This is a genomic window from Citrobacter sp. BDA59-3 (assembly GCF_015167655.1).
Classification (GTDB): Bacteria; Pseudomonadota; Gammaproteobacteria; order Enterobacterales; family Enterobacteriaceae; genus Phytobacter; species Phytobacter diazotrophicus.
In genome coordinates this window covers 4,509,079-4,535,870 of sequence record NZ_CP063427.1, presented here as the reverse complement: position 1 = coordinate 4,535,870, position 26,792 = coordinate 4,509,079, and the positions used below count along the sequence as shown (strand labels likewise).

The 26,792-nt window shown below is 53.8% G+C and carries 23 protein-coding genes and 1 pseudogene; 18 read left to right on the top strand and 6 right to left on the bottom strand.

The window, feature by feature from the left end; genetic code table 11:
- Positions 1-24: 24 nt before the first annotated feature.
- The 9 genes from IP582_RS21305 to hybG all read left to right on the top strand — a co-directional run bounded on the left by IP582_RS21305 (position 25) and on the right by hybG (position 7,073).
- Positions 25-312, top strand: coding sequence for a DUF2623 family protein (locus tag IP582_RS21305; RefSeq protein ID WP_193794383.1), 288 nt, complete (start codon positions 25-27; stop codon positions 310-312).
- A 228-nt stretch (positions 313-540) separates the two neighbouring features.
- Positions 541-1,668 carry a hydrogenase 2 small subunit gene (hybO, locus tag IP582_RS21300; protein WP_193794382.1) on the top strand — a complete coding sequence of 376 codons (1,128 nt, stop codon included), beginning with the start codon at positions 541-543 and terminating at the stop codon, positions 1,666-1,668.
- Between the two features lie 2 nt (positions 1,669-1,670).
- Entirely contained in the window at positions 1,671-2,654 is a 984-nt protein-coding gene (hybA, locus tag IP582_RS21295) for a hydrogenase 2 operon protein HybA (protein WP_193794381.1), read from the top strand.
- Positions 2,644-3,816 (top strand): Ni/Fe-hydrogenase cytochrome b subunit, encoded by a 1,173-nt coding sequence (gene hybB, locus IP582_RS21290; protein WP_039078065.1) that lies wholly within the window; start codon positions 2,644-2,646, stop codon positions 3,814-3,816. Before hybA ends, hybB begins: the two co-directional genes overlap by 11 nt.
- The gene (hybC, locus tag IP582_RS21285) at positions 3,813-5,516 is read left to right on the top strand and encodes a hydrogenase 2 large subunit (RefSeq protein WP_193794380.1); all 1,704 of its coding nucleotides are present in this window, start codon (positions 3,813-3,815) and stop codon (positions 5,514-5,516) included. The genes hybB and hybC overlap by 4 nt, the downstream gene beginning before the upstream one ends.
- A complete protein-coding gene (locus IP582_RS21280) occupies positions 5,516-6,010 on the top strand; it encodes a HyaD/HybD family hydrogenase maturation endopeptidase (RefSeq protein WP_193794379.1) in 495 nt (164 codons plus the stop codon). The genes hybC and IP582_RS21280 overlap by 1 nt, the downstream gene beginning before the upstream one ends.
- Positions 6,003-6,479: a hydrogenase-2 assembly chaperone gene (gene hybE, locus IP582_RS21275; protein WP_193794378.1), complete on the top strand. Its 477-nt coding sequence runs from the start codon at positions 6,003-6,005 to the stop codon at positions 6,477-6,479. The genes IP582_RS21280 and hybE overlap by 8 nt, the downstream gene beginning before the upstream one ends.
- Positions 6,472-6,816, top strand: a complete 345-nt coding sequence (gene hypA, locus IP582_RS21270) for a hydrogenase maturation nickel metallochaperone HypA (protein ID WP_071194557.1) — start codon at positions 6,472-6,474, stop codon at positions 6,814-6,816. Before hybE ends, hypA begins: the two co-directional genes overlap by 8 nt.
- Before the next feature lie 2 nt (positions 6,817-6,818).
- Positions 6,819-7,073: a hydrogenase maturation factor HybG gene (hybG, locus tag IP582_RS21265; RefSeq protein ID WP_193794377.1), complete on the top strand. Its 255-nt coding sequence runs from the start codon at positions 6,819-6,821 to the stop codon at positions 7,071-7,073.
- On the opposite strand, the gene fucR is transcribed toward hybG, so the two are convergent.
- The 4 genes from fucR to IP582_RS21245 all read right to left on the bottom strand — a co-directional run bounded on the left by fucR (position 7,064) and on the right by IP582_RS21245 (position 10,399).
- Positions 7,064-7,786: an L-fucose operon activator gene (gene fucR, locus IP582_RS21260; RefSeq protein ID WP_039078059.1), complete on the bottom strand. Its 723-nt coding sequence runs from the start codon at positions 7,784-7,786 to the stop codon at positions 7,064-7,066. The genes hybG and fucR overlap by 10 nt on opposite strands.
- The gene (locus tag IP582_RS21255) at positions 7,783-8,769 is read right to left on the bottom strand and encodes a sensor domain-containing diguanylate cyclase (RefSeq protein ID WP_193794376.1); all 987 of its coding nucleotides are present in this window, start codon (positions 8,767-8,769) and stop codon (positions 7,783-7,785) included. The genes fucR and IP582_RS21255 overlap by 4 nt, the downstream gene beginning before the upstream one ends.
- Positions 8,770-8,904: 135 nt before the next feature.
- The gene (yghU, locus tag IP582_RS21250) at positions 8,905-9,774 is read right to left on the bottom strand and encodes a glutathione-dependent disulfide-bond oxidoreductase (RefSeq protein ID WP_193794375.1); all 870 of its coding nucleotides are present in this window, start codon (positions 9,772-9,774) and stop codon (positions 8,905-8,907) included.
- 70 nt (positions 9,775-9,844) lie between these two features.
- A complete protein-coding gene (locus tag IP582_RS21245; protein WP_110295754.1) occupies positions 9,845-10,399 on the bottom strand; it encodes a thioredoxin domain-containing protein in 555 nt (184 codons plus the stop codon).
- Between the two features lie 274 nt (positions 10,400-10,673).
- On the opposite strand from IP582_RS21245, the gene IP582_RS21240 reads away from it, so the two are divergent.
- The 5 genes from IP582_RS21240 (at position 10,674) to IP582_RS21220 (ending at position 17,189) form a co-directional block, all read left to right on the top strand.
- The gene (locus IP582_RS21240) at positions 10,674-11,600 is read left to right on the top strand and encodes an aminoimidazole riboside kinase (protein ID WP_193794374.1); all 927 of its coding nucleotides are present in this window, start codon (positions 10,674-10,676) and stop codon (positions 11,598-11,600) included.
- A gap of 152 nt (positions 11,601-11,752) precedes the next feature.
- A complete protein-coding gene (locus IP582_RS21235) occupies positions 11,753-13,270 on the top strand; it encodes a carbohydrate porin (RefSeq protein ID WP_193794373.1) in 1,518 nt (505 codons plus the stop codon).
- A 69-nt stretch (positions 13,271-13,339) separates the two neighbouring features.
- Complete coding sequence (locus tag IP582_RS21230; RefSeq protein ID WP_039078053.1) at positions 13,340-14,710, top strand: sucrose-specific PTS transporter subunit IIBC; 1,371 nt, start codon at positions 13,340-13,342, stop codon at positions 14,708-14,710.
- On the top strand, positions 14,710-16,119 hold the full coding sequence (locus tag IP582_RS21225) for a sucrose-6-phosphate hydrolase (RefSeq protein WP_193794372.1): 1,410 nt from the start codon (positions 14,710-14,712) through the stop codon (positions 16,117-16,119). The genes IP582_RS21230 and IP582_RS21225 overlap by 1 nt, the downstream gene beginning before the upstream one ends.
- Positions 16,120-16,148: 29 nt before the next feature.
- Positions 16,149-17,189 carry a substrate-binding domain-containing protein gene (locus tag IP582_RS21220; RefSeq protein WP_103281524.1) on the top strand — a complete coding sequence of 347 codons (1,041 nt, stop codon included), beginning with the start codon at positions 16,149-16,151 and terminating at the stop codon, positions 17,187-17,189.
- Positions 17,190-17,252: 63 nt separating this feature from the next.
- On the opposite strand, the gene IP582_RS21215 is transcribed toward IP582_RS21220, so the two are convergent.
- Positions 17,253-17,846 (bottom strand): TetR/AcrR family transcriptional regulator, encoded by a 594-nt coding sequence (locus tag IP582_RS21215; protein WP_103281523.1) that lies wholly within the window; start codon positions 17,844-17,846, stop codon positions 17,253-17,255.
- Positions 17,847-17,960: 114 nt separating this feature from the next.
- Here IP582_RS21215 and IP582_RS21210 point away from each other — a divergent pair, with 114 nt between their 5' ends.
- From IP582_RS21210 to IP582_RS21195, 4 genes and pseudogenes are all read left to right on the top strand, one after another.
- Entirely contained in the window at positions 17,961-18,545 is a 585-nt protein-coding gene (locus IP582_RS21210; protein ID WP_193794371.1) for an NAD(P)H-dependent oxidoreductase, read from the top strand.
- A 671-nt stretch (positions 18,546-19,216) separates the two neighbouring features.
- Positions 19,217-20,926 carry a Tat pathway signal protein gene (locus tag IP582_RS21205; RefSeq protein WP_193794370.1) on the top strand — a complete coding sequence of 570 codons (1,710 nt, stop codon included), beginning with the start codon at positions 19,217-19,219 and terminating at the stop codon, positions 20,924-20,926.
- 57 nt (positions 20,927-20,983) lie between these two features.
- The gene (locus IP582_RS21200) at positions 20,984-23,881 is read left to right on the top strand and encodes a LamG-like jellyroll fold domain-containing protein (protein WP_193794369.1); all 2,898 of its coding nucleotides are present in this window, start codon (positions 20,984-20,986) and stop codon (positions 23,879-23,881) included.
- Between the two features lie 141 nt (positions 23,882-24,022).
- Positions 24,023-24,163, top strand: a pseudogene (locus tag IP582_RS21195) (DUF1778 domain-containing protein); the annotation flags it as partial.
- Between the two features lie 73 nt (positions 24,164-24,236).
- Here IP582_RS21195 and IP582_RS21190 read toward each other — a convergent pair.
- Positions 24,237-26,426, bottom strand: coding sequence for a TonB-dependent siderophore receptor (locus tag IP582_RS21190; RefSeq protein WP_193794367.1), 2,190 nt, complete (start codon positions 26,424-26,426; stop codon positions 24,237-24,239).
- Between the last annotated feature and the right edge of the window lie 366 nt (positions 26,427-26,792).

The window sequence follows — 26,792 nt, the reverse complement described above, 5'->3', positions numbered from 1 at the left end:
ATATATCGGTTGAGGGCAGTAAGCATGGAAAACCATTTTGGCAAAGGCTTGATGGCAGGGCTTAAGGCAACACAGGCGGATGAAGCCAGTAGGGTCACACATTTTTGTTCTGACTATAAACGCGGTTTTGTGCTCGGTTTTTCACATCGTATGTTCGAAAAAACCGGTGACAGGCAACTGAGTGCCTGGGAGGCTGGTGTGCTGACGCGCCGCTATGGGCTGGATAAAGAGATGATCATGGATTTTTTCCGTGAGAGCCATTCCGGCACGATCATCCGCTTCTTTATGGCTGGTTATCAGGTCGAACAATAACTTCATTGCCGAATGCTTTCAGCTCTATTCACCCCTTTTAAGAAGCCGTATCTCAGGGTGCGGCTTTTTTTATTTCATTTCCAAAATCAATGTGATCTGATGCTCCGATATTGAATTTTTTCTATATATAGCCACAGTTTTTGTGTGATTACTTGATCGCACACGCACAACACTCATCTCAATCCAGTGTAAAAACAGGGCTAATTTTTGGCAAAGGAATGACAATGCATGGCCGACGAAATTCCTCAACTGACTTCTTTTACCTCCTGCGGCATTAATCGTCGCGATTTTATGAAGCTTTGTACCGCACTGGCAGCCACGATGGGGCTTAGCAGCACTGCTGCCGCGAAGATGGCGCAAGCCGTCACCCAGAGCAAGCGCCCGCCCGTGGTCTGGATTGGCGCGCAGGAGTGTACGGGGTGTACTGAATCGCTGCTTCGCGCAACGCATCCCACCGTTGAAAACCTCGTGCTGGAAACTATCTCGCTGGAGTACCACGAAGTACTGAGCGCCGCGTTTGGTCACCAGGTCGAAGAGAACAAACACCATGCTCTGGAAACCTATAAAGGGCAGTACGTTCTGGTGGTAGACGGTTCGATTCCGCTTAAAGATAACGGCATTTATTGCATGGTGGCGGGCGAACCGATTATCGACCATATCCGTAAAGCGGCGGAAAATGCCGCGGCGATTATCGCGATTGGTTCCTGTTCTGCATGGGGCGGGGTGGCCGCAGCCGGGGTTAACCCCACCGGGGCGGTGGGTCTGCAAGAATTGCTCCCAGGCAAAACGGTGATTAATATTCCAGGCTGCCCGCCGAACCCACACAATTTCCTCGCCACGGTGGCGCACATTATTACCTTTGGCAAACCGCCGAAGCTTGATGCGAAAAACCGTCCGCTCTTTGCCTATGGTCGGCTGATTCACGAACATTGCGAACGTCGTCCTCATTTCGATGCCGGACGTTTCGCCAAAGAGTTTGGCGATGACGGGCATCGTGAAGGCTGGTGTCTCTACCATTTGGGATGTAAAGGTCCGGAAACCTGGGGCAACTGTTCAACGCTGCAATTCTGCGATGTGGGCGGCGTCTGGCCGGTTTCGATTGGTCACCCTTGCTATGGCTGTAACGAAGAAGGTGTTGGCTTCCACAAAGGCATTCACCAACTGGCGCATGTTGAAAACACCACGCCTCGCGTTGATAAGCCGCAGGTGAACAGCAAAGAAGGCGGTGTGATGTCGGCTTCCGCTGTTGGTCTGCTGGGTGGGGTGGTGGGATTACTGGCAGGCGTCGGGGTAATGACGGTGCGCGAGCTGGGCCGCCAGCAAAAGAAAAACAACGCTGACTCACAGGGAGAGTGACCGTGAACAGACGTAACTTTCTGAAGGTGGCCTCCGGCGGAGCGCTACTGGCGGGGGGAGCACTACCCGTTTCCGCCGCCGTGCATAACCGCCCGGCGATACCGGGCGCATGGGGAATGCTCTACGACTCCACGCTCTGCGTCGGTTGCCAGGCGTGCGTCACCCGCTGTCAGGACATCAACTTCCCGGCACGTAACCCACAGGGCGAACAGACCTGGTCGAATAATGCCAAACTCACCCCCTATACCAACAATATTATCCAGGTGTGGCGTAGCGGTACGGCGCAGCATAAAGATCAGACGACAGACGGTTATGCCTACATCAAAAAACAGTGCATGCACTGCGTTGACCCGAACTGTGTTTCTGTCTGCCCGGTTTCGGCCCTGAAAAAAGATCCCAAAACCGGCATCGTCCATTACGACGCCAGCGTCTGTACCGGTTGTCGCTATTGCATGGTTGCCTGTCCCTACAACGTGCCGAAGTACGATTACAACAACCCCTTCGGCGCGCTGCATAAATGTGAGCTCTGTAATCAGGCGGGCGTGGAGCGGCTCAACAAAGGGGGGCTGCCGGGGTGTGTCGAAGTCTGCCCAACCGGCGCGGTGATTTTCGGTACGCGCGAAGCATTACTGTCCGAGGCGCAAAAGCGCCTGAAACTGCAACCCGGCAGTGAATATCCTTACCCGCGCCAGACGCTGGATGCCAATGATCCTAACGTTCGCGAAGTCCCGAAATATCATCCACACCTTTATGGCGAGCATGAAGGGGGAGGCACGCAGGTCATGGTACTGACGGGCGTGCCTTATACCTGTCTGGGCTTGCCGGAGCTGGATGATGTTTCGACCGGTGCGCGTTCAGAAAACATTCAGCATACGGTGTACAAGGGGATGATGTTGCCGCTGGCCGTTCTTGCGGGTTTGACCGCGCTGGTGTATCGCCATACCCGAAGCGATGACCATAAGGGAGGGGATGACGATGCATCATGATCCGCAGCCGCTTGGCGGAAAGTTACTCAGTAAACCGATCTACATGTTTGGGCCGCTGATCGTCTTGTGCGGGCTGTTTATCCTCAAGCGCCTGGTTTTCGGTCTGGGATCCGTTTCCGACCTGAATGGCGGGTATCCGTGGGGGATTTGGATCGCCTTCGACTTGCTCATCGGCACCGGTTTCGCCTGTGGCGGCTGGGCGCTCGCCTGGATGGTCTATGCCTTTAATCGTGGCGAATATCATCCGCTGGTGCGCCCGGCACTGCTGGCCAGCCTGTTCGGCTATTCGCTGGGGGGCTTATCCATTACCGTCGATGTTGGTCGTTACTGGAACCTGCCGTATTTCTACATTCCGGGCCATTTTAACGTCAATTCGGTGCTGTTTGAGACCGCGGTGTGCATGACGATTTATATCGGCGTGATGGCGCTGGAGTTTGCCCCTGCTTTGCTGGAGCGTCTGGGCTGGAAGGTGTCGCTAAAACGGCTCAATAAAGTGATGTTTTTCATCATTGCGCTGGGTGCGTTACTGCCCACCATGCACCAGTCGTCAATGGGATCGCTGATGATTGCCGCCGGACACAAAGTGCATCCGCTATGGCAAAGCTATGAAATGCTGCCGCTTTTCTCGTTGCTGACGGCGTTTATTATGGGCTTTTCCATCCTCATTTTTGAAGGTTCTTTGCTACAGGCGGGGTTAAAAGGAAACGGGCCGGATGAACGGCACCTGTTCAGTAAACTTACCGGTACGTTGAGCGTGCTGCTGGCGCTGTTTCTGGTGGCGCGCTTTGGCGAGCTTATCTGGCGTAACAAACTGTCGTTCGCTTTTGCCGGGGATGGTTACAGCCTGATGTTCTGGGCCGAAATACTGCTGCTGGCTTTCCCTCTGGTGGTGTTTCGTGTGCCGCGCCTGCGCAACGACGCCCGATTCTTGTTTACCGGTGCGGTGAGTATGCTGCTGGGTTGTGCGCTGTGGCGTCTATCCTACTCTTTGCTGGCATTCAACCCCGGTGACGGCTACCACTACTTCCCAACGGCTGAAGAGCTGATCATTTCCATTGGTTTTGTGGCAACGGAGATTTGCGCGTACATCCTACTTATCCGCCTGTTACCCATAATTCCCCCGTTAAAACAATCAGAAAGCCATGAGGCGAGTAAAGCATGAGTCAACGTATCACCATCGATCCGGTGACCCGTATTGAGGGTCATTTACGCATTGATTGCGAAATTGAAAACGGCGTGGTTTCCCGAGCCTGGGCATCGGGAACCATGTGGCGCGGAATGGAAGAGATTGTGAAGGGACGGGATCCGCGCGATGCGTGGATGATCGTGCAGCGCATTTGCGGCGTTTGCACCACCACCCATGCGATTTCCTCGGTGCGTGCGGCGGAAAGCGCATTGAAAATCAATGTGCCGCTAAACGCTCAGTACATCCGTAATATTATTCTGGCGGCGCACACCACCCACGACCATATCGTGCATTTCTACCAGCTTTCCGCACTCGACTGGGTAGATATCACCTCGGCTTTGCAGGCCGATCCGCAAAAAGCGTCGGCATTGCTAAAAGGCATCTCGAACTGGTCGCTAAACAGCGCCGAAGAGTTCGCCAAAGTGCAGCAGAAAATCAAAGCGCTGGTTGCCAGCGGGCAGTTAGGTATTTTCGCCAACGGTTATTGGGGACATCCGGCAATGAAACTGCCGCCGGAAATTAACCTGATTGCCGTGGCGCACTATCTGCAGGCGCTGGAATGTCAACGTGATGCCAACCGCGTGGTGGCGTTGCTTGGTGGCAAAAGCCCGCATATCCAGAACCTGGCGGTTGGCGGCGTGGCTAACCCGATTAACCTCGATGGGCTGGGCGTGCTCAATCTTGAGCGTCTGATGTACATCAAAACCTTTATTGACCGCCTGGAAGACTTTGTCGAACAGGTTTACAAGGTCGATACGGCGGTGATCGCGGCATTCTACCCGGAATGGCTGACGATGGGCAAAGGCGCGGTTAACTATCTGAGCGCGCCGGAATTCCCTACTGATGCCCAGAATGGCAGCTTCCTTTTCCCCGGCGGCTACATTGCCAACGGGGACCTCGCTACCCGTCGTGAAATCACTTCCCACAGTGACGAATACCTGATCAAGGGGATTCAGGAGAGCGCGAAACACGCCTGGTATAAAGATGAGGAGCCGCAGGCGCCGTGGGAAGGGACGACTGTGCCTGCCTACACGGGCTGGCAGGACGAGGGTAAATACAGTTGGGTGAAATCCCCCACCTTCTATGGCAAAACCGTGGAAGTTGGCCCGCTGGCGAACATGCTCAATAAGCTGGCCGCGAAACGGGAAACGACCTGGGAAAAACTTAACGATATCATTGCTATCTACCAGAAACTTACCGGGAAAACCCTTGGCGTCGAGCAGTTGCACTCAACACTTGGCCGCGTGATTGGCCGTACCGTTCACGCCTGCGAGCTGCAGCATATTCTGCAGCATCAGTATATGGCGCTGATTACCAATATCGGCAAAGGCGACCACGTGACGTTCGTGAAACCGGATATTCCGGCGACGGGCGAATTTAAAGGGGTGGGTTTCCTGGAAGCGCCACGCGGTATGTTGTCGCACTGGATGGTTATCAAGGACGGCAAAATCAGCAACTATCAGGCGGTAGTGCCGTCGACCTGGAATGCCGGCCCGCGTAATGCTAATGGCGATATCGGGCCGTATGAGCAGTCGCTGATTGGCACCCCGATTGCGGATGCGAATAAACCACTGGAAGTCGTGCGTACCATCCACTCGTTTGACCCTTGCATGGCCTGCGCGGTGCATGTGGTTGATGCGGACGGTAACGATGTTGTCTCGGTGAAGGTGCTGTGATGCGTATTTTGGTACTGGGTGTCGGTAACATTTTATTGAGCGACGAAGGTATTGGCGTTCGTGTTATTGAAGCGCTGGAGCAGCGCTATGTTATGCCGGAAGGCGTAGAGGTGCTGGACGGCGGCACCGCGGGCATGGAGTTACTGGAAGCCATGGCGAATCGCACCCACCTGATCATCGTTGATGCGATCGTGTCGCGCAAAAGCGAGCCGGGCGCGCTGCTTATCCTGCGTGATGAAGAGGTGCCAGTGCTGTTCAACAATAAAATCTCGCCCCATCAGTTGGGGCTATCTGATGTCCTTTCCGCCCTGCGCTTTACCGGCGAGTTCCCGGATAGCATTACCCTGGTGGGGGTGATTCCCCACTCGCTGGAGCCGAACATCGGGCTGACGCCAATCGTAGAGGCAAGCCTGGAGCCTGCGTTACAGGCGGTACTTATGGCGCTACAGGAATCCGGCGTAACCCCGGCATTACGGGAGCGCGCGTATGTCTGATTTCCTCGGTTTTCAACATTCCCCGCATGAACTGGTGGAGGCTGCGTTTGCGCGCATTGCCACAGATGAGATGCAGGATTTGCCTTTCTTACACCCGACTATGCCGGTTTTTGTCCCCGGCTTTACGCTGTTTGAAGGGCAATGGATCGGCTGCGTATTGACGCCCTGGATGCTGAGCCTGGCTATCTTTCCCGGCCCGGATCAGTGCTGGCCCCCGCGAAAAGTGGGGGAGAAGATCGGCCTGCAACTTCCCTTTGGCGAGATGATGTTTACCGTCGGCGAACTGGATGGGATATCCCAGTACTGCGCCTGTTCACTGATGTCGCCGTTGGCGCACGATCTCTCCGTTGGGCAGGGGAAAACGCTGGCCCAGGATTGCCTGCGCATGGTGCTTTCTCTGCCGGTGCGTGACCCGCGGCTCAGCCGCCGTGCCCTGTTTGCTGGCCTTAAAGGCGGCGAGTATGCATGAGCTTTCCCTGTGCCAGAACCTGGTTGAGATCCTTGAACAACAGGCTCAGCAGCATGGGGCAAAACGGGTAACGGGCGTCTGGCTGGAACTGGGGGCGTTTGCCTGTATCGAGGAGAGCGCTCTGCGTTTTGGCTTTGAGATAACCTGTCGGGGAACGGTGGCAGAAGGGTGTCAGTTGCATCTTTCACAGCGTCCTTCGCTGGCCTGGTGCTGGAACTGCAACGAAAGCGTTGAGGTGAGCGGGGATGAGGTGTGTCCGCATTGCCACAGCCCCGGCCTGCAGCGGGAAAACGACAGCGGCATGCAAATCAAAAGTATCGAAGTCGATCAGGAGTAGCTATGTGTATTGGTGTGCCCGGCCAGGTGGTGAGCGTCGGTGAAAGCGCTCATCATCTGGCGCAGGTCGATGTCTGCGGCGTTCGCCGCGATGTGAATATTATGCTGGTGTGTGAAAGCGAACCCGCCGCGCTGCTTGGTCAGTGGGTGCTGGTGCACGTGGGGTTTGCCATGAGCGTGATTGATGAGGAAGAAGCCCTGGCGACGCTGGAAGCTCTGCGCGAACTGGATATGGATTTCACCGATCCTCAAAGATGAACCAGACCGGGTTTGGCATCGGTAATCATCTGGGTAACCAGCGCCAGATTACCGATTTTCGCCTCGCTGGCCCGGTAAAATTTACTTTTATCAATAAGCAATAAAGACTGATTTGCACGCCGCAGAAGGTGCGCTTTATAGGTGGCGTTATATTTCGTTGAATCCCACATCTCCCCGCTGGCATCCACCCCTTCGCAGGAAAAAATAAACAGGTCGACCTCAAGCGATTTCAGCATCGTGACCAGCGCCGGGTTCACGTAGCAGCGATTTTGCCGCTCCAGCCGCCCGCCGGAGCAGATGAGATTGATATGCTGGCGGCGCGCCATCTCCTGGCAAACGGGCAGGCTGTTGGTAAAGACTGTCAGGGGGATATCCGGCAACTGGCGCGCCAGATGAAAACAGGTCGAACTGGCATCCAGCGCCAGCGTCATCCCTTGCTCAATCCAGTTCAGGGCGTGGCGGGCAATATCGGCTTTATCTGCATAATGGCTTTTACGCCGGGCGTAAAACGGCTCGCCATCACTCTGTTGCGGCGTGTGAAGTAATCGCGCCCGACCGTGGCGGCGCACAATTTTTCCCTGCGTCTGTAGCGCTTTTAGATCCCGACGAATGGTCTCTTTGCTGACGCCAAGCTGCCCGGCGAGTGCGTCGGTGGTCAATGTCTCATGTTCTGCCAGTAGCTGAATCAACGAAGCCTGGCGTGTCATTTTCATGTCGGTTCCGCCTGCCGGTATGAAAGGGACAGCAGCGTGTGACCAATGGCTGCACCATTTTTACCGGTATGTTTTATCTGATACATCGACTGGTCTGCGCGGCGTAGCGCGTTAACAAAATCGTCGCCGCGCTGTACTTCATCAATACCGATGGATGCTCCCACCCGTGCCTCGCCATTATCCAGCTCGAAGGGCGTTAGCGCGGCGTGCAGGCAATTATGCGCGGTGCTGTTGATAAGCAAACTGTTGAGCGCAAACGGTAGCAGCAGGACAAACTCATCGCCCCCCAGTCGCCCTACCACTGAGCCTTCCGGACAGGCTTCACGCAGGCGCCGACTTAACTGTATCAATAATTCATCACCACTACGGTGACCAAAGGTGTCGTTGACGACTTTAAAATCGTCCAGATCGATAAACGCTATGCACAACGGGCCAGCCACCTTGAGCGTATCGAAATGATGAATCAGCGCGTGGCGGTTCGCCAGCCCGGTCAGCGGGTCGTGGTTCGCCAGCGCCGCGAGCTGCTCTTCATACTGCTTCTCTTTGGTCATGTCGATGTGGGTACCGGTGACCTTTAACGGCTTGCCGTCGCAGTTCCGGTCAGTGACACGCCCACGGTCCAGCACCCAGGTGACGGTGCCGTTTTTATGCTGCATACGGTGCAGCGCTTCATAGAACGGGGTTTTGCCGTTGAGGTGGTCAAAAAACGCATCGAGAACGCGCTGGCGGTCATCCTCATGCAGGTGCTCTTTCCAGACATCAAAGTGGGCGCTGAGCTCTTTTGGCTGATAGCCGAGCATCGATCCCCAGCGTCGGTTGTAGATAATCAGTTTCCCGCTGGGCACATCAAGCTGCCATAAACAGAGGCCTGTGCCATCCAGCGCCGCGCTGAGTTTGTTACGGGCATCACGCGCAATTCGCACCAGACGGGCGTTATGCTTTTTCAGATTCTGGATCTGCTGTTTTAGCGCATTTTCAGACATTTGGCGTGATTATAGGTAAATAAAAGGCATTCTTACTGGTTATCTCAGAGGTTGTAAATATGAAGTGATAAAAACAGTCTGAGGCTGGCCTGGGAAGGGGAATTCCCGGACGCTTGCCGTCCGGGAAGAGGGGGGTTAGCCGTTGCGTTTGTCTTCGGTGTGGGTGTCGAAATCGCTGGCATCGTGGCGTTCGTGCAACTGTTCGCTTGGCTCACCAAAGGTACGGTTGACCATACGCCCACGCTTCACGGCAGGACGCTCAGCAACCTCTTTGGCCCAGCGCAGAACATTCTGGTAGCCACTGGCTTCAAGGAACTCGGCGGCGTTGTAAACGTTGCCCAGCACCACGTTGCCATACCACGGCCAGATGGCCATATCGGCGATGGTGTATTCGTCACCCGCCACGAATTTGTGTGTGGCGAGCTGTTTGTCGAGCACATCTAACTGGCGTTTGGCTTCCATCGTAAAGCGGTTGATGGCGTACTCGATTTTCACCGGCGCATAATTATAGAAGTGACCAAAGCCGCCGCCGAGGAACGGCGCGGAGCCTTGCAGCCAGAACAGCCAGTTCAGTGTTTCAGTCCGCCCGGCGGGGTCTTTGGGCAGGAAGTGACCAAACTTCTCTGCCAGATACAGCAGAATGGCACCGGACTCAAATACGCGCGTTGGCGGGGTGGTGGAGTGGTCACGCAGCGCCGGAATTTTGGAGTTCGGGTTCACGTCCACAAAGCCGCTGGAGAACTGATCGCCTTCACCAATGCGGATGAGCCAGGCGTCATACTCCGCCTCTTTCACGCCCTTCGCCAGTAGCTCTTCGAGCATGATCGTCACTTTTTGACCGTTCGGCGTACCCAGCGAATAAAGCTGTAGCGGGTGCTTACCAACGGGTAATTCTTTGTCATGGGTCGCGCCGGAAATGGGGCGGTTAATATTGGCAAACGCGCCGCCGCCGCTGTCTTTATTCCACGTCCAGACTTTTGGGGGCTGATAGGTGTTCTCTGACATGTTGACCTGCCTTTTCGTTAAGGTATTGAAGCAGTGTAGCAGCCGTCGGATAGGGGGGGGCCCGCTCCGATCAAGCCAGAATACGCGCCGCCCAGGCGCTGATATCATCACCGCTGCCCAGATCCGCCTGTACCAGGCCGTTGACCATAAAGGTGGGGGAGACGTGGATACCGTTCTGGCGCGCATACTTACAGTGCCATTTGATTTCCGTCTGCAATTCCGGGCGCGCAAAGGCTTCGCTCACCTTCACGCCGCTATAATTTTCAATTCGCTCGATGATCTGCTGCGGGGTGGCATCCATATTCGGGCCGCTGCAGTGGTCGGTAAACTCGAACTCTTCCCGGTGATCGGCAACCGCCTGCATCACCTTATGTGCGGCATCTCGACCATTGGGCAGCGTGGAGGCGGCAAGAATGCAGCGCACAATGACGCCAGAAAACAAATGCCAGGGCTGCGATTGCAGGCGAATTTTTACCGTCACCTTGTCTTCACCCACTTCTTTTAGCAGCGCATCCAGTTTGTTAAACGCGCGCACGGAGAACGGACAGGTGGGTTCCAGAAAAACTTCAAAAGTGCGTGGGCCGTGACCCCAGACCAGCGGCTCGGCATGTAACGGTTGGCTCATGTTGACTCCTGATGGTTAGCACGATGTTGTGGCAGATGTGAACGTTGCGATGACCAAAGAGAATATCAGGATGTGATTTCGTGAGGCACTGGAATTGATGAATTTGGCAGGAGTGACGGCTAAACCGCTCAAAAAGCCAATGCCACAAGCAGACCGCCAGGCGAGACCCTGCGGTTGATGTAGCGCACCTCATTTTGCATTGGCAGCAGAATAGATTTGCTTTGCTAAACCGGTTTAATTAGATTTTAGCGATACATTCTACTGGGAGAAAATCATGTCAGCTCAAGTCTGGTGTCTGGGTGATGCCGTTGTTGATCTGTTGCCAGAGGGCGACGGGCGATTAATGCAGTGCGCGGGGGGAGCCCCGGCCAATGTCGCCGTTGGCATTGCGCGGCTGGAAGGGAAAAGCGGTTTTATCGGCCGTGTAGGGCAGGATCCTTTTGGCAAATTTATGTACGACACGCTACGTCAGGAAAAGGTGAACACGGATTATATGACCTTTGACGAGGCACAGCGGACATCCACCGTTGTCGTCGCCCTTGACGACGAAGGCGAGCGTTCCTTCACCTTCATGGTGCGCCCCAGCGCCGATCTTTTCTTGCAGGCTGATGATTTGCCAGCCTTCCGGCAGGGGGAGTGGTTACACTGCTGTTCTATTGCGCTCTCGGCTGAACCTTCGCGGACCACGACGTTACTCGCCATGCAGCGCATACGTGAAGCAGGCGGCTTCGTCAGTTTTGATCCTAATATTCGAACCGATCTCTGGCAGGATCCGCAGAGGCTGCAGCGGTGTCTGGAGCGTGCCTTCGCTCTGGCCGATGTGGTCAAACTCTCAGAAGAAGAGTTGGCTTTCATGACGGCCTCCACGGATTTACGTGTCGCGATGAAAACGCTGGCAGAACGTTTTGCGATCAAACTGTTACTTGTTACCCAGGGCAAAGCTGGCGTGCAGGCGCTCTTCCAGGGCGACATTTTCCATTACCCCAGCGTGCCCGTAGCAAGCGTGGATACCACCGGTGCGGGTGATGCCTTTGTGGCCGGGTTACTGTGGCAACTGGCGCAAACAGGTTTACCCCAAAGTGAGCCAGATCTGGCATTGGGCCTTAAGTATGCGCAGCGATGCGGCGCGCTGGCGACCACGGCGAAAGGGGCGATGACCGCGCTGCCCCATCTTGCGGCTTTGATGCCGCCGCAGGGCTGATTTCCATAACGATTTGCGACCCTCCTCACATTCACTAAACCGGTTTAGCTAATTTGTTTGCAGGTTGAAATTAACCACGATTATGATTCGCGACTAAACCGGTTTAGCAAAATATTCAGCACTCTTACCTCTTTCATAGGGACGCAAAAACAATGAGAAAAAGCACGCTCGCTATCACGCTTGGTTTGTTAATGGGGTCGGGTTCTGCCCTTGCAGCAGAGGCGGGGACCAGCAGTATCGAGGCGCGCCTTGCCGCGCTGGAACAACGTTTACAGGCCGCCGAACAACGGGCGACTAACGCAGAAAAAAGAGCAGAAGCCGCCGAGTTACAGGCAAAAAATCTGGCAACCGAGCAGCAGAAAACGCAGACCACCACGGCTGAGGTGGCGCAGCGCACCACGCAACTGGAGCAGAAATCATCACAGGAAGGCGGCTTTGAGTTCCATGGCTATGCCCGTTCGGGACTGCTGATGAGCGACTCCGCGGCTAAAACCCAGGGTGGGCCAGGGATGACGCCAGCCGGTGAAACGGGTGGACATGTCGGGCGTCTGGGCAACGAACCGGATACCTATGTTGAGATGAATCTTGAACATAAACAGACGCTGGCTAACGGCGCCACCACGCGCTTTAAAGTGATGCTGGCCGACGGGCAGCGCAGCTACAACGACTGGACGGCATCGAGCAGCGACCTCAACCTGCGTCAGGCCTTTACCGAGCTGGGCCATCTGCCCACCTTCACCGGCGCGTTTAAAGACACTACCGTCTGGGCCGGGAAACGCTTTGACCGCGATAACTTCGATATTCACTGGCTTGATTCGGACGTGATTTTCCTCGCCGGGACCGGCGCAGGTATCTATGACATGAAGTGGAGTGATAACGCGCGTAGCAACTTCTCACTTTATGGCCGCACCTTTGGCGATATCGAAAACAGTGAAAATAATGCTCAGAACTACATCCTGACGCTGAACAACTACTTTGGCCCGGTGCAGGCGATGGTTAGCGGCATGCGTGCAAAAGACAACAACGACCGCCTTGACCTCGATGGCAACAAAGTGAAAAGCGATGCGGCTAACACCGGTGTCCATGCGCTGTTAGGGCTGCACAACGAAAGTTTCTATGGCTTGCGTGAGGGGATGTCGAAAACCGCGCTGCTTTATGGCCATGGCCTCGGTGCTGAGGTGAAAACAGTAGGGGCGGATGGCGCGCTGTTACCTCAGGCGGATACCTGGCGTCTCGCGACCTACGGCATGACCCCTCTGGGTGGTGGCTGGCATATTGCCCCTGCGGTACTGGCGCAGAGCAGCAAAGACCGTTACGTCAAAGGCGACAGCTACGAGTGGGCGACGGTTAACATGCGACTGATTCAGGCACTGACGCAGAATTTCGAGATGCAGTATGAAGGCAGCTATCAGTATATGGATCTCAAACCGGAGGGGTACAACAGCCGCAATGCGGTCAACGGCAGCTTCTACAAACTCACCGTTGCGCCAACATTGAAAGCGGGTGATGTGGGTGAGTTCCTGAAACGTCCGGAACTGCGTCTTTTCGCCTCCTGGATGGACTGGGATCACAAGCTGGATAACTATGCCAGCGATGATGCTCTGGGTAGCAATGGCTTTAAGTCTGGCGGCGAATGGACCTTCGGCGTGCAGATGGAAACCTGGTTCTGATAATGAAGCCCCGTTAAGGGGCTTCCTGATGCGCTAATTATTACAAATTTCCATAAAACAGGGGCTTATATGGACTTTGAACAGATTTCCCGCTCGCTCTTACCGCTGCTGGGCGGCAAGGACAATATCGTCAGCGCAGCGCATTGCGCTACGCGACTGCGGCTGGTTCTGGCGGAAGATGCCAAAGCAGACACCACGGCAATCGGTAAGGTTGAAGGGGTGAAAGGTTGTTTTCGCAATGCCGGACAGTTGCAGATTATTTTCGGCACTGGCGTTGTGAATAAAGTCTACGCCGCCTTTATCAAAGAGGCGGGTATTGGCGAAACGAGCAAGTCCGAGGCCGCCGCCATCGCTGCCCGCAAACTGAATCCGTTCCAGCGCGCGGCCCGTTTGTTGTCGAACATTTTCGTCCCAATCATCCCAGCCATCGTGGCGTCGGGTTTGTTGATGGGGCTGCTGGGAATGGTGAAAACCTACGGCTGGGTAAACCCGGAAAATGCGCTCTATATCATGCTGGATATGTTCAGCTCGGCGGCGTTCATTATTCTGCCTATCCTGATTGGTTTCACCGCGGCGCGTGAATTTGGCGGTAACCCCTTCCTGGGCGCGACGCTGGGCGGCATTCTGACGCACCCGGCGCTGACCAACGCCTGGGGCGTAGCCGCCGGGTTCCATACCATGAACTTTTTTGGTATCGAAGTGGCGATGATCGGCTATCAGGGCACGGTCTTCCCGGTGCTGCTTGCCGTCTGGTTTATGAGTGTCCTGGAAAAACAGTTGCGCCGGGTCATTCCTGACGCGCTGGATCTGATTCTGACGCCGTTTTTGACGGTTATTATCACCGGTTTTGTCGCGCTGCTGGTCATCGGTCCGGCGGGGCGTGCGCTGGGTGACGGCATCTCCTTTGTGTTGAGCACGCTCATCACCCATGCCGGTTGGCTGGCAGGGCTGCTGTTCGGCGGTCTCTATTCGGTGATTGTTATTACTGGTGTGCACCACAGTTTCCATGCGATCGAAGCGGGATTATTGGGTAATCCGTCTATTGGCGTGAACTTCCTGCTGCCCATCTGGGCGATGGCCAATGTGGCTCAGGGCGGCGCTTGTCTGGCGGTGTGGTTCAAAACCAAAGATGCCAAAATCAAAGCCATTACCCTGCCATCGGCGTTTTCTGCGCTGCTTGGCATTACAGAAGCTGCGATTTTTGGTATCAACCTGCGTTTTGTAAAACCCTTTATTGCAGCGTTGATTGGTGGGGCGGTTGGCGGCGCCTGGGTGGTCTCGGTCCATGTCTATATGACTGCCGTAGGGTTAACGGGCATTCCGGGCATGGCGATTGTACAGGCCAGCTCGTTACTGAATTATGCTATCGGGATGGTGATTGCTTTCAGCGTCGCCTTTGTTATCTCTTACCTGCTCAAATACAAAACGGACTCCGAATAATGACGCCATCAGCCCTGTTGCCGAAGATTTTACTGTCAGTACTTAAAGGTCAACCGAAAGCACTGCGTGACAGTCACTATCCGGCCTGGCATCTGGCCCCGGCGACGGGGCTGTTGAATGACCCCAACGGTTTTATCCATTTTCAGGGACGGTTTCATCTGTTTTATCAGTGGAACCCGCTCGGCTGTCAGCACAATCATAAATGCTGGGGGCACTGGAGTTCAGCGGATTTACTGCACTGGCAGCATGAGCCGATAGCGCTGATGCCGGAAGAGGAGTATGACCGCAGCGGTTGCTATTCCGGTAGCGCGGTCGACAACCAGGGCGCACTGACGCTCTGTTATACCGGCAACGTGAAATTCGCCGAAGGCGGGCGCACGGCCTGGCAATGTCTGGCCGTGCAGAACGCGGAAGGCGGGTTTGATAAACTGGGGCCCGTCATCGCGTTGCCGGAAGGCTACACCGGGCACGTCAGAGATCCGAAAGTCTGGCGGCATGAAAACCAGTGGTACATGGTGCTTGGCGCCCAGGATCTGGCGCTGCGCGGCAAAGTGCTGCTGCTTCGTTCCGATGATTTGCATCACTGGCAGTTACTCGGTGAGCTCGCCGGTAGCGGCCTCGGCGGTTTAGGGGAGGCAGGGTACATGTGGGAGTGCCCGGACCTGTTCACTCTGGGTGCCGATACTTTCCTCATCTGTTGCCCGCAAGGGGTGGCACGTGAAGCGCACCGTTTCCTTAATACCCACCCGAGCGCGTACCTGAGTGGGGCATTCTCCCCGGAACAGGCGACGTTTGCGCATGGCGCGTTGCATGAGCTTGACGGCGGATTTGAGTTTTACGCTCCGCAAACCACCTTAAGCGCTGACGGTCGGCGCCTGCTGGTGGGCTGGATGGGTGTGCCGGATGGCGAAGAGATGCGCCAGCCGACGGTAGCGCAGGGCTGGATCCATCAAATGACCTGCGTGCGTGAGCTTTCCAACCGCAACGGTAAGTTGTATCAACAGCCGGTCAGGGAATTGCAGGCGCTGCGCGAAAATGAGCGCCGTTTTGCAGGGCCTGTGGATGACGCACCGGTGATGGACGCCCGGAGCCTGGAGCTATGGGTCGAGAGCGAAGGTGAGCTGACGCTGAATATTGGCGATACGCTTATCCTGCACTGGCATAAAGACCATCTGCGTCTTGACCGTCGTAGCCTGGAAAATGGCGAATGGCTCTCGCGTTACTGGGACGGAGCGGCAAATGCGCTGCAAATTTTATGCGACAGCTCAAGCGTTGAGATCTTCATCAATGAGGGCGCTGGCGTAATGAGCAGCCGCTACTTCCCGTCACATCCTGCGCAAATAACCTTTAGCGGAAGTGGCGAACTGCGGGCGCAATACTGGTCGTTACGTCCTTGCATGGTAGAATAACCGCTTGTTTCATTAACCGATGCATTGTCGTGAGAAAAACAAAACGCGTTACCATCACTGATATTGCCGCGCTGGCGGGTGTCTCAAAAGCCACCGCCAGCCTGGTTCTCAATGGACGAGGTAAAGAGTTACGCGTGGCGCAGGAAACCCGTCAGCGTGTGCTTTCGCTTGCTCAACAGCACCACTATCAGCCGAGCATTCATGCCCGCCTGTTGCGCGAGGATCGCAGCCACACGCTTGGCCTGGTGGTCCCTGAGATAACCAACCACGGGTTTGCCGCCTTTTCTCATGAACTGGAAAACTTGTGTCGTGAGGCGGGCTTGCAGCTTCTTATCTCCTGTACCGATGAAAACGCCAGCCAGGAGTCGGTGGTGGTCAACAACCTGGTCTCCCGCCAGGTGGACGGGCTGATCGTCGCCTCCAGCATGCTCAACGACGCCGATTACCTGAAACTCAGCGAGCAACTGCCCGTTGTGTTGTTCGACCGCCATATGAACAGCACGCCGTTGCCGCTGGTTATCACCGATGCGGTGACACCCACCGCCGATCTGGTTGAACGTCTGGCCCGTGCGAATCCGGATGAAATCTACTTTTTAGGTGGGCAACCGCGACTGTCGCCAACCAAAGATCGTCTGGCGGGTTTCACGCAAGGGCTGGAGAGAGCGGGGGTGGCGTTGCGCCCTGAGTGGATTATTCACGGCAACTATCACCCCAGCAGCGGCTACGAAATGTTTGCCGCCCTGTGTGCGAAGCTGGGACGTCCGCCCAAAGCCCTGTTTACGGCGGCATGTGGGCTGCTTGAAGGAGTGTTGCGTTATATGAGTCAGCACCATTTACTGCAAAGTGATATTCATATCGCCAGCTTCGACGATCACTATCTCTACGACTCGCTTTCGCTGAGTATTGATACCGTTGAACAGAATATCCCGCGTCTGGCGTACGACTGTTTTGACCTCATCACCCAGTTGATTGAGGGCAATGAGCCGACCGAACAACAACGCATTTTGCCCGCCACACTGCGCCTGCGTAATGAACGTTTGAAAAACGCAGCGCCTGGTCAGGCTGGCTGATGTAACGGCAACGCGTGTCACCATTTTGATAATACAAGGGGAAGGGGCTTCCCCTTGTGTTCATCATTGCTGGCTGCCACGCACCATCGTCACGATCGCCTGCACCAGTTCATCCTTCGCCTGCTGCGCGCTGATTTTGCCAATCACCACCGCCCAGGATAATCCTTCTGCGGCACCGAGCATCGCCCATAGCGCGGGTGTTTGTAACGTATTGCCATTGCAGAACGGGGAAAACAATACCCGGCATTTCTCAGTAAACGTAGTGGCGTACTCCTGACGGATTTGCTCCAGTTCCGGCGTGCCGCTGAGTGCGGCAATGACACTTGGCATTTCGCGGCCCGATAGCAGCACACACTCAATGTACGCATCGGCAATGACCGCCGCGAGCTTCTCCAGCACAGGTTCTGTCTGGCTAAGCTGTGCGTCCATACGTGCCGTCGAGCGAAGATCGTATTCCCGATAAAGTGCGGCAAACAGGCCCGAACGGCTGGTGAAATGATCATAAACCACCGGCTTTGTGATCCCGGCGCGTTCTGCGAGATGGCCGAGTGTCAGGGCTTCTGTGCCTTCTTCCCGAATGATCTGCCAGGCCACCTCAATCAACTGGGTATAGCGTTCCTGCCGTGATAAACGCTGGCGTGTGCTCTGACTGCCCATCGTAAAAATTCTCCGTTGACATGCTTATATACCAAAGGTAAGTTACTATTGGTAGGTTACCTTTGGTATATAGAGTACGTTTGCTTACGCCATCCCGCAACCAGGAGTCGCTAAATGCATGCTTTAATCGTCGTTTCTCATCCGGATACACACTCTCTGAGCCACAGTGTCGCTGCCGCCATGGCGAAAGGGATTACCACTCATCCGCAACACACCGCAGAGATTGTCGATCTTACCGCCGAAGGCTTTAACCCAACCTTCACGGCGCAGGACTTTGCCGCGTTTAAGCTTACCGCGCCTGTCCCGGCGGATATTGTGGCAGAGCAGGCTCGAATTGATAAGGCTGATGCGCTGGTGCTGGTGTTCCCCGTTTACTGGTGGTCAATGCCCGCACTGCTGAAAGGCTGGATTGACCGCGTGTTTACCAACGGTTGGGCTTATGAAGAGACCGCCGAAGGAGAGGTGGTGAAAAAGCTGGGCCGCCTGCCGGTCCATATTATTGGCCTCGGCGCGGCAAGCCAGGGCGCCTACGACCGGCACGGTTTTACCGCCGCCTTTCACGCGCAAATTGCCCACGGCATTTTTGACTACTGCGGCGCGCAGGTGAAAGTGTCTGAGCTGCTATTACTGCCGGAACTGGGAAGCGGGGAGGCGTATCTGGATAAAGCGCTGACGCTGGGGCATGCCGTTTTCGCATAGTTGTACGCTGTTTTGATACCGTCTCCAGGCCGTAGTACACCCTGCTGCGGCCTTATGTTTGCTGCGAAAATATATGTTTTTAAATATGTTTATATTGTGGATGACCATCATTCCTATAACATTAAAGAATGCTATTTATTTTAATTTTTTACCGTTAGGACGAAATTTGCTGAATTAACATTAATAAGCTCATGTGCTGAATCGACGCGTACATGTTTTTTTTGGAAATTGACATTGCAGAGGTAAATTATTCTTTGTATATTGACTTCGTTCCTTTTAGTGCTTAACTATTACTAGCCAATATTTTTCCCATCCTGACATGCGTTGGTAACATAACCTGCTCATTATATTAAAAAAACCTGCTCGTGATTGATTTCTGAGAATGTGTAGTCTGATAATTATCACAATACTCGTAAAGCATACCTAAGTTTGGGTTGTTTTTTCTTATCTATATTTAATCTTCCAGGTTAGTTGCTATTTAAGTCAGTCTAACATCGAAATTGTTTGATGCTGAAATATCAGATATTTTGGTGTGTTAATTCCTGTGCGCCAGGAAAGATTCATTTTTAATTAACCTATTATTCTTCAATCAGTAAGGAGGGAGATGCCTTAATTTATTTTGCTCGGCTGTGAACGTCAGAATGTCATTCTAATTTCAAAAAAGGAACTACATGATGAGTACAGAACCGATTAAGATCGCGTTGAAAAAAAGTAGCGGACATTACGTTACTGTCGACAGTGGGGCTAATCTATTAGCGGCGACAAGTTCAACGTGTGGAAATAATGAAATTTTTCAGTTGGTTTACCAGCAAGACATGATCTTCGCTCTGCAAGCGTTTAATGGAAAGTATGTGACAATTAAGCCGGGCGAAAGTAATTCATTAGCCGCAATAAGTGACTCGGTGGGGGGAAACGAAAAATTTGAGATGTTCAACTGGCATTCAGATGAGCAAATCGTCCTGCTGGCAGCGAATAAGATGTATGTCGATATCAAGGCCGCAGGTGCTATTTTGCAGGCCAACTCTCTGAATCCAACGGACGATGATATCTTCGAAATTATTCCCCTTGATCAATCCGGCAATCCGCTCCCGCTCAACGAACCCGATACGCTGACGGAACAACCTTCTGCACATATGTTTAAAGCGGCTGCGGCAGGAAGCTCTCCTTCTGTGTTTACCGTCTGCTTTAGTGGCACCGCCTGTACGCGCGATGAAGGCGAAGTATCACGTCCTGGTAGTGATAAAAATATCTATTGTCCGAATACGGGTTATATACCGGTACGGATCCACAAAGAGATCAGCGGCTCATTACAGGCCGTCATGCCGAGTATTTCTGTTCGTGGTGTAGGTGAGAATGACTGGGCGGTTCCCCGCAACGACAGTGAACCGCTGGTCTTTAATGGACCACTTGATGCAGATTCCAGCCTGCTTAACTATGTAAAAAGTTACTCAGGCGGCGACCAGTATTCTTATGCCACTCAGCTTGATGGCTGGTCCGCCCCGGCACTGGCTTTGCATGGCGCTAACATCGCATGCAAAAGTGGCAAACAGCAGTTTAATTTTATCGGACACAGTCGGGGAGCCGTTGAGTGCATCATGGCGGCCTGGTTTATCTATGCCTACGGTTCGGAGCAACTCAAAAAAATCCCCATCAATATTTTTGCGATCGATCCTGTTCCTGGGACTGGCCAGTGGTACAGCATGCTTACGCAGCTTCCCCCCAACGTGGTGAATTATGTCGGTGTCTATGCCTGGGATATGTGCATACAGCCGGGTGATAAACCCTTTATGGCACTGGTCCCTCGTCCCAACGGACTCATGACAGGAAAAGACAATACCGCCAAAATCTACAACTCAGTTTTATGGTGGGACAGATGGAAATACATCGCGGATAACGCGCAATTGACCGACCCTCTGGAGAAAGGCAATTATCCGCAACCCGTGGGCTATACGCTGTACGCCATACGCGGCAGGCACAGCACCGTCGCGGGAAATTACACCGCAGACGCAAAATATGATGCGGCAAACGTATCGGCTTCGGTCGCCCCCGTACCTGAGCTTATCTACAAAATGGCACGCGGTTATCTCACTCAGTGGGGCACCGTTTTCCCGACGGCGAGCGCCGTGGGTGAAGATGTTGTTCCGCTTCGACAGGCTATCAACACTGACCACCGCGATTTCGACGCGATGGGCGGAGGGGAGACACGAACCAGCTCTCTTCCCTACCGACCTTATGTGCGCAGAGTTTCTTCCATTTATGGAATCAACCCGGCAAATAGCTACTACATGGATAACGTTGTTGGCAACCCGCCTTATTCAATGGCCTACCCGGTCACGAATGAACGAACCGACGCCGGATGGGTTAAATGGACGTTTTTATAATTCAGCGCCCAGCCAATTAACGGACATACCTGATTATCATTCACAGGAAAGATTATCATGAGCTATGCACTCAATTTAGTGGGAAATCCGTCTTATCTGTCTGCGCCAAATAGCACGGTTTATAATTTTGGCACAGGTGACTTTACGCTTCAGTGCTGGGTAAAAACCCGCGCATCCGGCACCGTTATTTCACGCAAAGCAACCGAAGGCGGTGCCGGTAACGGTGGTTTTTTGCTGGTCATTAAACCTGGCGGTCTGATTAAACTCGCGACGGATAATGGATTTGGCTTCTATGAAATTAATACGGTTGCCACCCATATCAGTGATGGAAACTGGCATTTTTTAACGGGTGTTCGTCAGAACAGCCAGCTCTCTGTCTATGTAGATGGCACGCTAGTTTCATCAAGCCCAAGAAATAATATTACACCACCTGTCAACGTGAATAACGCCTTGCCACTGTACATTGGGGCCACGGCACAACGACAAGAACAATATAATCAATTAAATGGCGAGCTTGATGAAGTTCGCGTCTGGAATATTGCACTATCCGCAGCGCAAATTAGCACGCAAATGAATCAGCCGCTGACTGGCATGGAACCAGGCCTGGTGACTTATTACACTTTCGCCGGACAGAATGCGACGGACCAGTCACCGAGCCATAATAATGCGAGCCCCGTTGGCGCTGTCGCATATTCCGCCCCCGGCGTTTTTTCCGGTGAGGATATGCCTTTTATCGACCGGGTTGAACAGGCCGTTAAAGGCTATTTCAATCAGTTAAGCGGCCCGTCGTATATTCGTATTATGGATACCCCCCATATCTGGGGAATGGATTTCGGGCGGGATATTATGACCCAGGCCCGTAATCGACAAAGGGATTTCTCCCGAGCCATTGATGAAATCATTCAAAAAACCAAATTTCGTTGTGATGTATCCTCACTAAATAGTCCGGACCCGGACTGGCAGCGGGTGATTTTTGGCGCCATTGATACCTGTTTAACTCAACGCATGGGCAGAACTCAGCCGACACAGTTCCGCTTCTTTTTTGGCCAGACCCCCACCACGCCGGTTGGCGAACCGGCTAACTATACCGAGTTTAAAGCGGGGCTGATTCGCCTGATTCAGGAGCGCGGTAAAGAGTGGGAAGTGATGCCCGAGATCTGGATGGGGCGGTTCTATCGGCTCGGTGCCGGGATCATTTCGGCGATTCAGGCCAAAGTGTTTGGTAGCGCGGTGATTGGTGTCGACGACACGAAAATGACGTGGAACCACACCAAAATTATCAGCATGGATGGCACATCGGCGCTGGTTGGCGGACATAACCTGAATATGGATCTGTTTCGCAGCTATCCTCCCGTGCACGATGTGTCGGTGGTTGTCCATGGCAAGCCTGCGCAGGGGTCGCAGCTTTTCTTAAATCAAATGTGGGTATGCGGCAAAGACCTGATTACCAAAGAGACGCTGAACGTAAGCAACCTGAGCTGGCAAAACAAGGATAGCGATCCCACGTTACCTCGCGACCCCTTCGTGCAACCTGAGGTTGCGGCTTATCTCGAGGCCCAGCAAAAAGCGATTATTGCCCTTCATAAGGGGGGCGTTCAGCCTGATGGCGGCGAACAGGGGGTAAACCATGAGGAGTACGCCCCGGCGAGCCCGGACATTCGCGATCAGGATTTAAAAACGCTGCTGGATCTGAAACTTCCGGTCTTCCCGCTACGTGTAATCTATACGAAATATGCCGGATTTGAAGAGTACAAACTCGCCACGCGTAATCTGGTGCTGGGGAAATACTGGAATGGCCCTGACCCGGCAACGAGCTTTCAGAAAGCGGCAGAGATCATGAAAGAACAGCTCATCAAGCATGCCAAAAAGACTATTCGTATGTCGCAGATGGACCTGGTGAGCGCATGGAAGAAAAACTGGTCCGATCATAAAGTTTGTCAGTGGCTGCTGGAGGCGTTACTGAATAATACGGCATTACAGGTGCAAATTGTCGTTTCGCCGCTGGATGCCGGGGCCGGCGCGGCGGGCGATCAATATTCTTTTGGTTCTGGTGCCTCCCGAACATTCGAACTGATGGAGTATTACATGACGCATGATGTCGCCACGGATGCGCCCATTAGCGACCCTGGCGGTATACGTGCTAATGCCCTGAAACGTCTGCATATCGCGCCGCTGTATTACACGGATAAAGTCCCGGCGAACAAAACGCAGGAGGGGGTGACTTACAAATGGCCGGATCTGAGCCCCGAAGGTTACACGGCAACCCTGAAACAGCCGCCGCTTTCCGTTGAGCCACCGGTGAAAGGTGTTATCGGCAGTGCCGCCTGGGCAGTGATCAACGCCAGTGGTTACATCTATTCCAAAGTGCCCTCGGCACCGGGCAACCACGCCAAGATTATGATTATCGATGACGAGGTGTATGTGGTCGGTTCCGATAATCTCTACCCAGGCTTCCTCTCGGAGATTGATTATCTTGTAGAAGGGAAGGATGCGGTCAGCCAGATGATCAATTCGTACTGGAACCCGCTGTGGCAATATTCCGGCCCCCACAGTATTTCGGGCTCAAGCGATATCCGCAGCAATTACCTCACGCTGATGGAACCGCTTGGGGTGAATGGCACGTTGATTTCCAGCAATCGGCAATATTTCGCCATCATGCAGGCCGACGGTAACCTCTGCGTTTATCAGGGCACACCCCATAATCAGGGTAAATATGTCTGGGGCAGTCAGAAAACGGGGCCGGGAGGACAGTTCTTTACAGTGGTGCAAGCCGACGGCAACCTCTGTACCTACTTCGGTACCATGGGTAACCAGGGGCAATACCTCTGGGGTACACAGCGGCTTGCCGACGGTGGCAAATTCTTCCTGATTATGCAGGATGACGGCAACCTGTGTGTCTATAAAGGTACCGGTCCGCAAGACCAGGGCGCATTTGTCTGGGGTTCGAAGAACTGAGTGTTGAATTGTCGCGCAAGAAAACTCAAACCCGCCCTCAGTTCATCAGGGCGGGTTTTTTAATGAGTCAGGTGCGCATGTAATGGCGTTAGCGTTACATCGTGTGTATTTAACGCTCAGAAAATGAGAGGGCAATTAACTATGCCAGTTTCACATAGCATTTCTGCTAAACGCGAAACGTTAAATTTACGCATTAAACCTGCGGAGCGGGAGCTAATTGATCGTGCCGCGAAAGCCAGAGGTAAGAACCGAACTGATTTCGTTCTTGATGCTGCCCGCGCTGGCTGCGCACGACTCAAAGGGTGAAGCTGCTCTTAGCAAAAACTGCCGCCCACATCGCAGGCGGCAGCGGCCATCAGAACAATACCGAGTAGTTCAGGCCGAAGGTACGACCGCGGCCTTTGTAGGTATACAGATTCTCAGCACCGTAGGTTGGGCTATAAAGGCCCGGTGCGCGTTGTCCCCAGGCGGTGGTGTAATCTTCATCCAGCAGGTTTTCGACGCTAAAGCTCAGCTTGCCCACGGGCAGTACATAGCTGCCTAACAGGTCAACGGTGTTATAGCCATCGATGTGCTTACCGGCTTCGTCAGAGAGATCAAAGGTCTGGGTACTTTGCAGACGCAGTGTCCAGTCGCCCGGCGCCCAGGTGACCCATGCGCTCATTTTCGACGGGCTTGCACTGTCGACCGTCAGCTTTTGCCATTTCCCGTCAACGCGGGTTTGCGATTTGATGGCGTTAAAGTTCGCGCCGGTGCTCCACTCGCTATCGGTAAAGAAGTAATCCACCTGGCCTTCAACACCATATATACGACGCTGGTCATCTTCAATATTGATGGTCATGTCGGTTTTATTGATGTTGATGGTTTTGTCAGAAAGTGAGTAGTAACCGGCAATTTGGGTGCGCAGATTATCCCCGGTAAAACGCCAGCCCAGCTCATACGCATCGACTTTGATACCGTCGAGTTTTGAGTCGTTGACGTTCACGCTGTTGACCAGACGATAGTGCCCATTACTCAACTGGTAGGTGCCGGAGCCGTAGTATTTCGCCAGATCCGGGATCTCAAAGCCTTGTGAGAAGTTAAACCACAACTGTTGGCGATCCGTCAGATGGCCCAGAATGCCTGCGTTAAACAGCAGGTTGTTGTAATCGGTTTTCCCGCCCGGCACCGCGTCTGCTGAGGTGGCTCTGCCCGTGGCGATGGCCTGCTGCTGCGCGTAACCAATAAAGTCATCGACCCGGTTTTCTGTGTATTGATAGCGCACGCCGCCGCTCAGAGTGATAGCGGAGATGTCGTAGCTACTTTGCAGGAAAGGGGCGAGGTTGGTGATGCTGTAACCCGGATAACGCCCGACGTTCCAGGCGTTGTCCAGCTTCATGCCACCGCTGGCCGCCGCTTTGTTAAGGTCGAAAAATTGCTGGTTGGCGTCGAAAGTTTCATGTTCGGCATCCACGCCCCATGTCAGGGTTAAATCCTCCAGTGGCTTGCTGTTGATGGTCAGCTTGCCGCCGTAGAAATCGGTCTTTTGCTGCGATGCGCCAATACTGGTCACCCGGCCGCCGGAGAGGGTAGGGAAGGGGTAGAACGTCAGGCTTTCATCACGGTAGTAAATCTGCGCGAGCAGGTCCTGGCCCCAGAAATCGGTGTTGGAATATTGCAGGTTGATCAGGTGGCGCTCGGTGCCCGGAATGCGGTCGGAGTCGAGGTTGTTTTTGTTGTACGCATTGCCAGAACCGGTTACCGCCGAGAAGTTCTCGCCGAGGTACAGGCCGTGCTTACCGTCGGATTCACTTTTGTAATACTGAGTGGTGAGCTGCAACTGCTGATGAGCGTCGATATTCAGCGTACCGGTGCCCATGACATCCAGACGGTCTGAGTACTGCAGGCCGGTCTGAGTGTTATCGATATTGACCTCATTGCCTTTGCCATCATACCAGCCGCCAAAGCGCTGATACGCCACCGACAGGCGTCCGGATGCATTGTCGTTGCCGCCGCTGACCGCCGCCGCGACGTTTTCGTCATTATCGTTATGGCTGTTAAAGCCCGTCTTCATGCCGGTCTGAAACTCGACTTCTGTTTCCGGCTGGCCTTTTTTAGTCACGATATTGATCAAACCACCGGTACTGCCGCCGCCATAGAGGGAGGTTGCGCCGGAGATAACTTCAATGCGGGCGATATTAAATGGATCGATTGAATCCAACTGGCGGCTGTCGCTGCGCGAGGAGTTTAAACGTACGCCGTCGACCATCACCATCATCGAACGACCACGCATATTCATACCGTAGTTGGTGCGGCCCTGGCTGCTGACATCCATACCGGGAATCAACTGCGCCAGCACCTCTTTGAACTCTTTACCGCCCTGAACCTGCTGTTCAATTTCCGCCTGTTCAATGACCCAGGTGGTCTGCGCCATGTCGGTAATGCTGTGATTCGCACGGCTGGCGGCCACCACCAGTGTCTCTTCTTTTTGACCTTCAGCTGCGGCATTTGCGTTTAACATCATCAGTAAACAAGGACTTAACGTCCAAAAGTAACGAGGTTTCATTATTGTGGTAATCCTGATTAATCCAAAGGTACGGCGACGTTGATTCTCCTGTGCCGCAAGCGCATCACCTTAGTGGTGATAGTGATTATCAAGATGATATGAATTATCGTTACCATGTAAACAGTTTATGTTAAAAAATATTTCTCTAATGGCATGAATTTTATGTGGTTTATGATGCGGGAATGTGATGTTTGGCAAGTCTTTAGAGTTACAGGGGGGTAGCCCGGATAAGCGCCTGCGCCACCATCCGGGAAAGAGAGGGAATGCTCCCCCTAACACCGATTTTCTGCCTGAAGGAGAAGGGGAAACCAAAAGCAAAAACCCAGCCATAGGCTGGGTTCTCTGAATAAGTGGTGCCCGGACCCG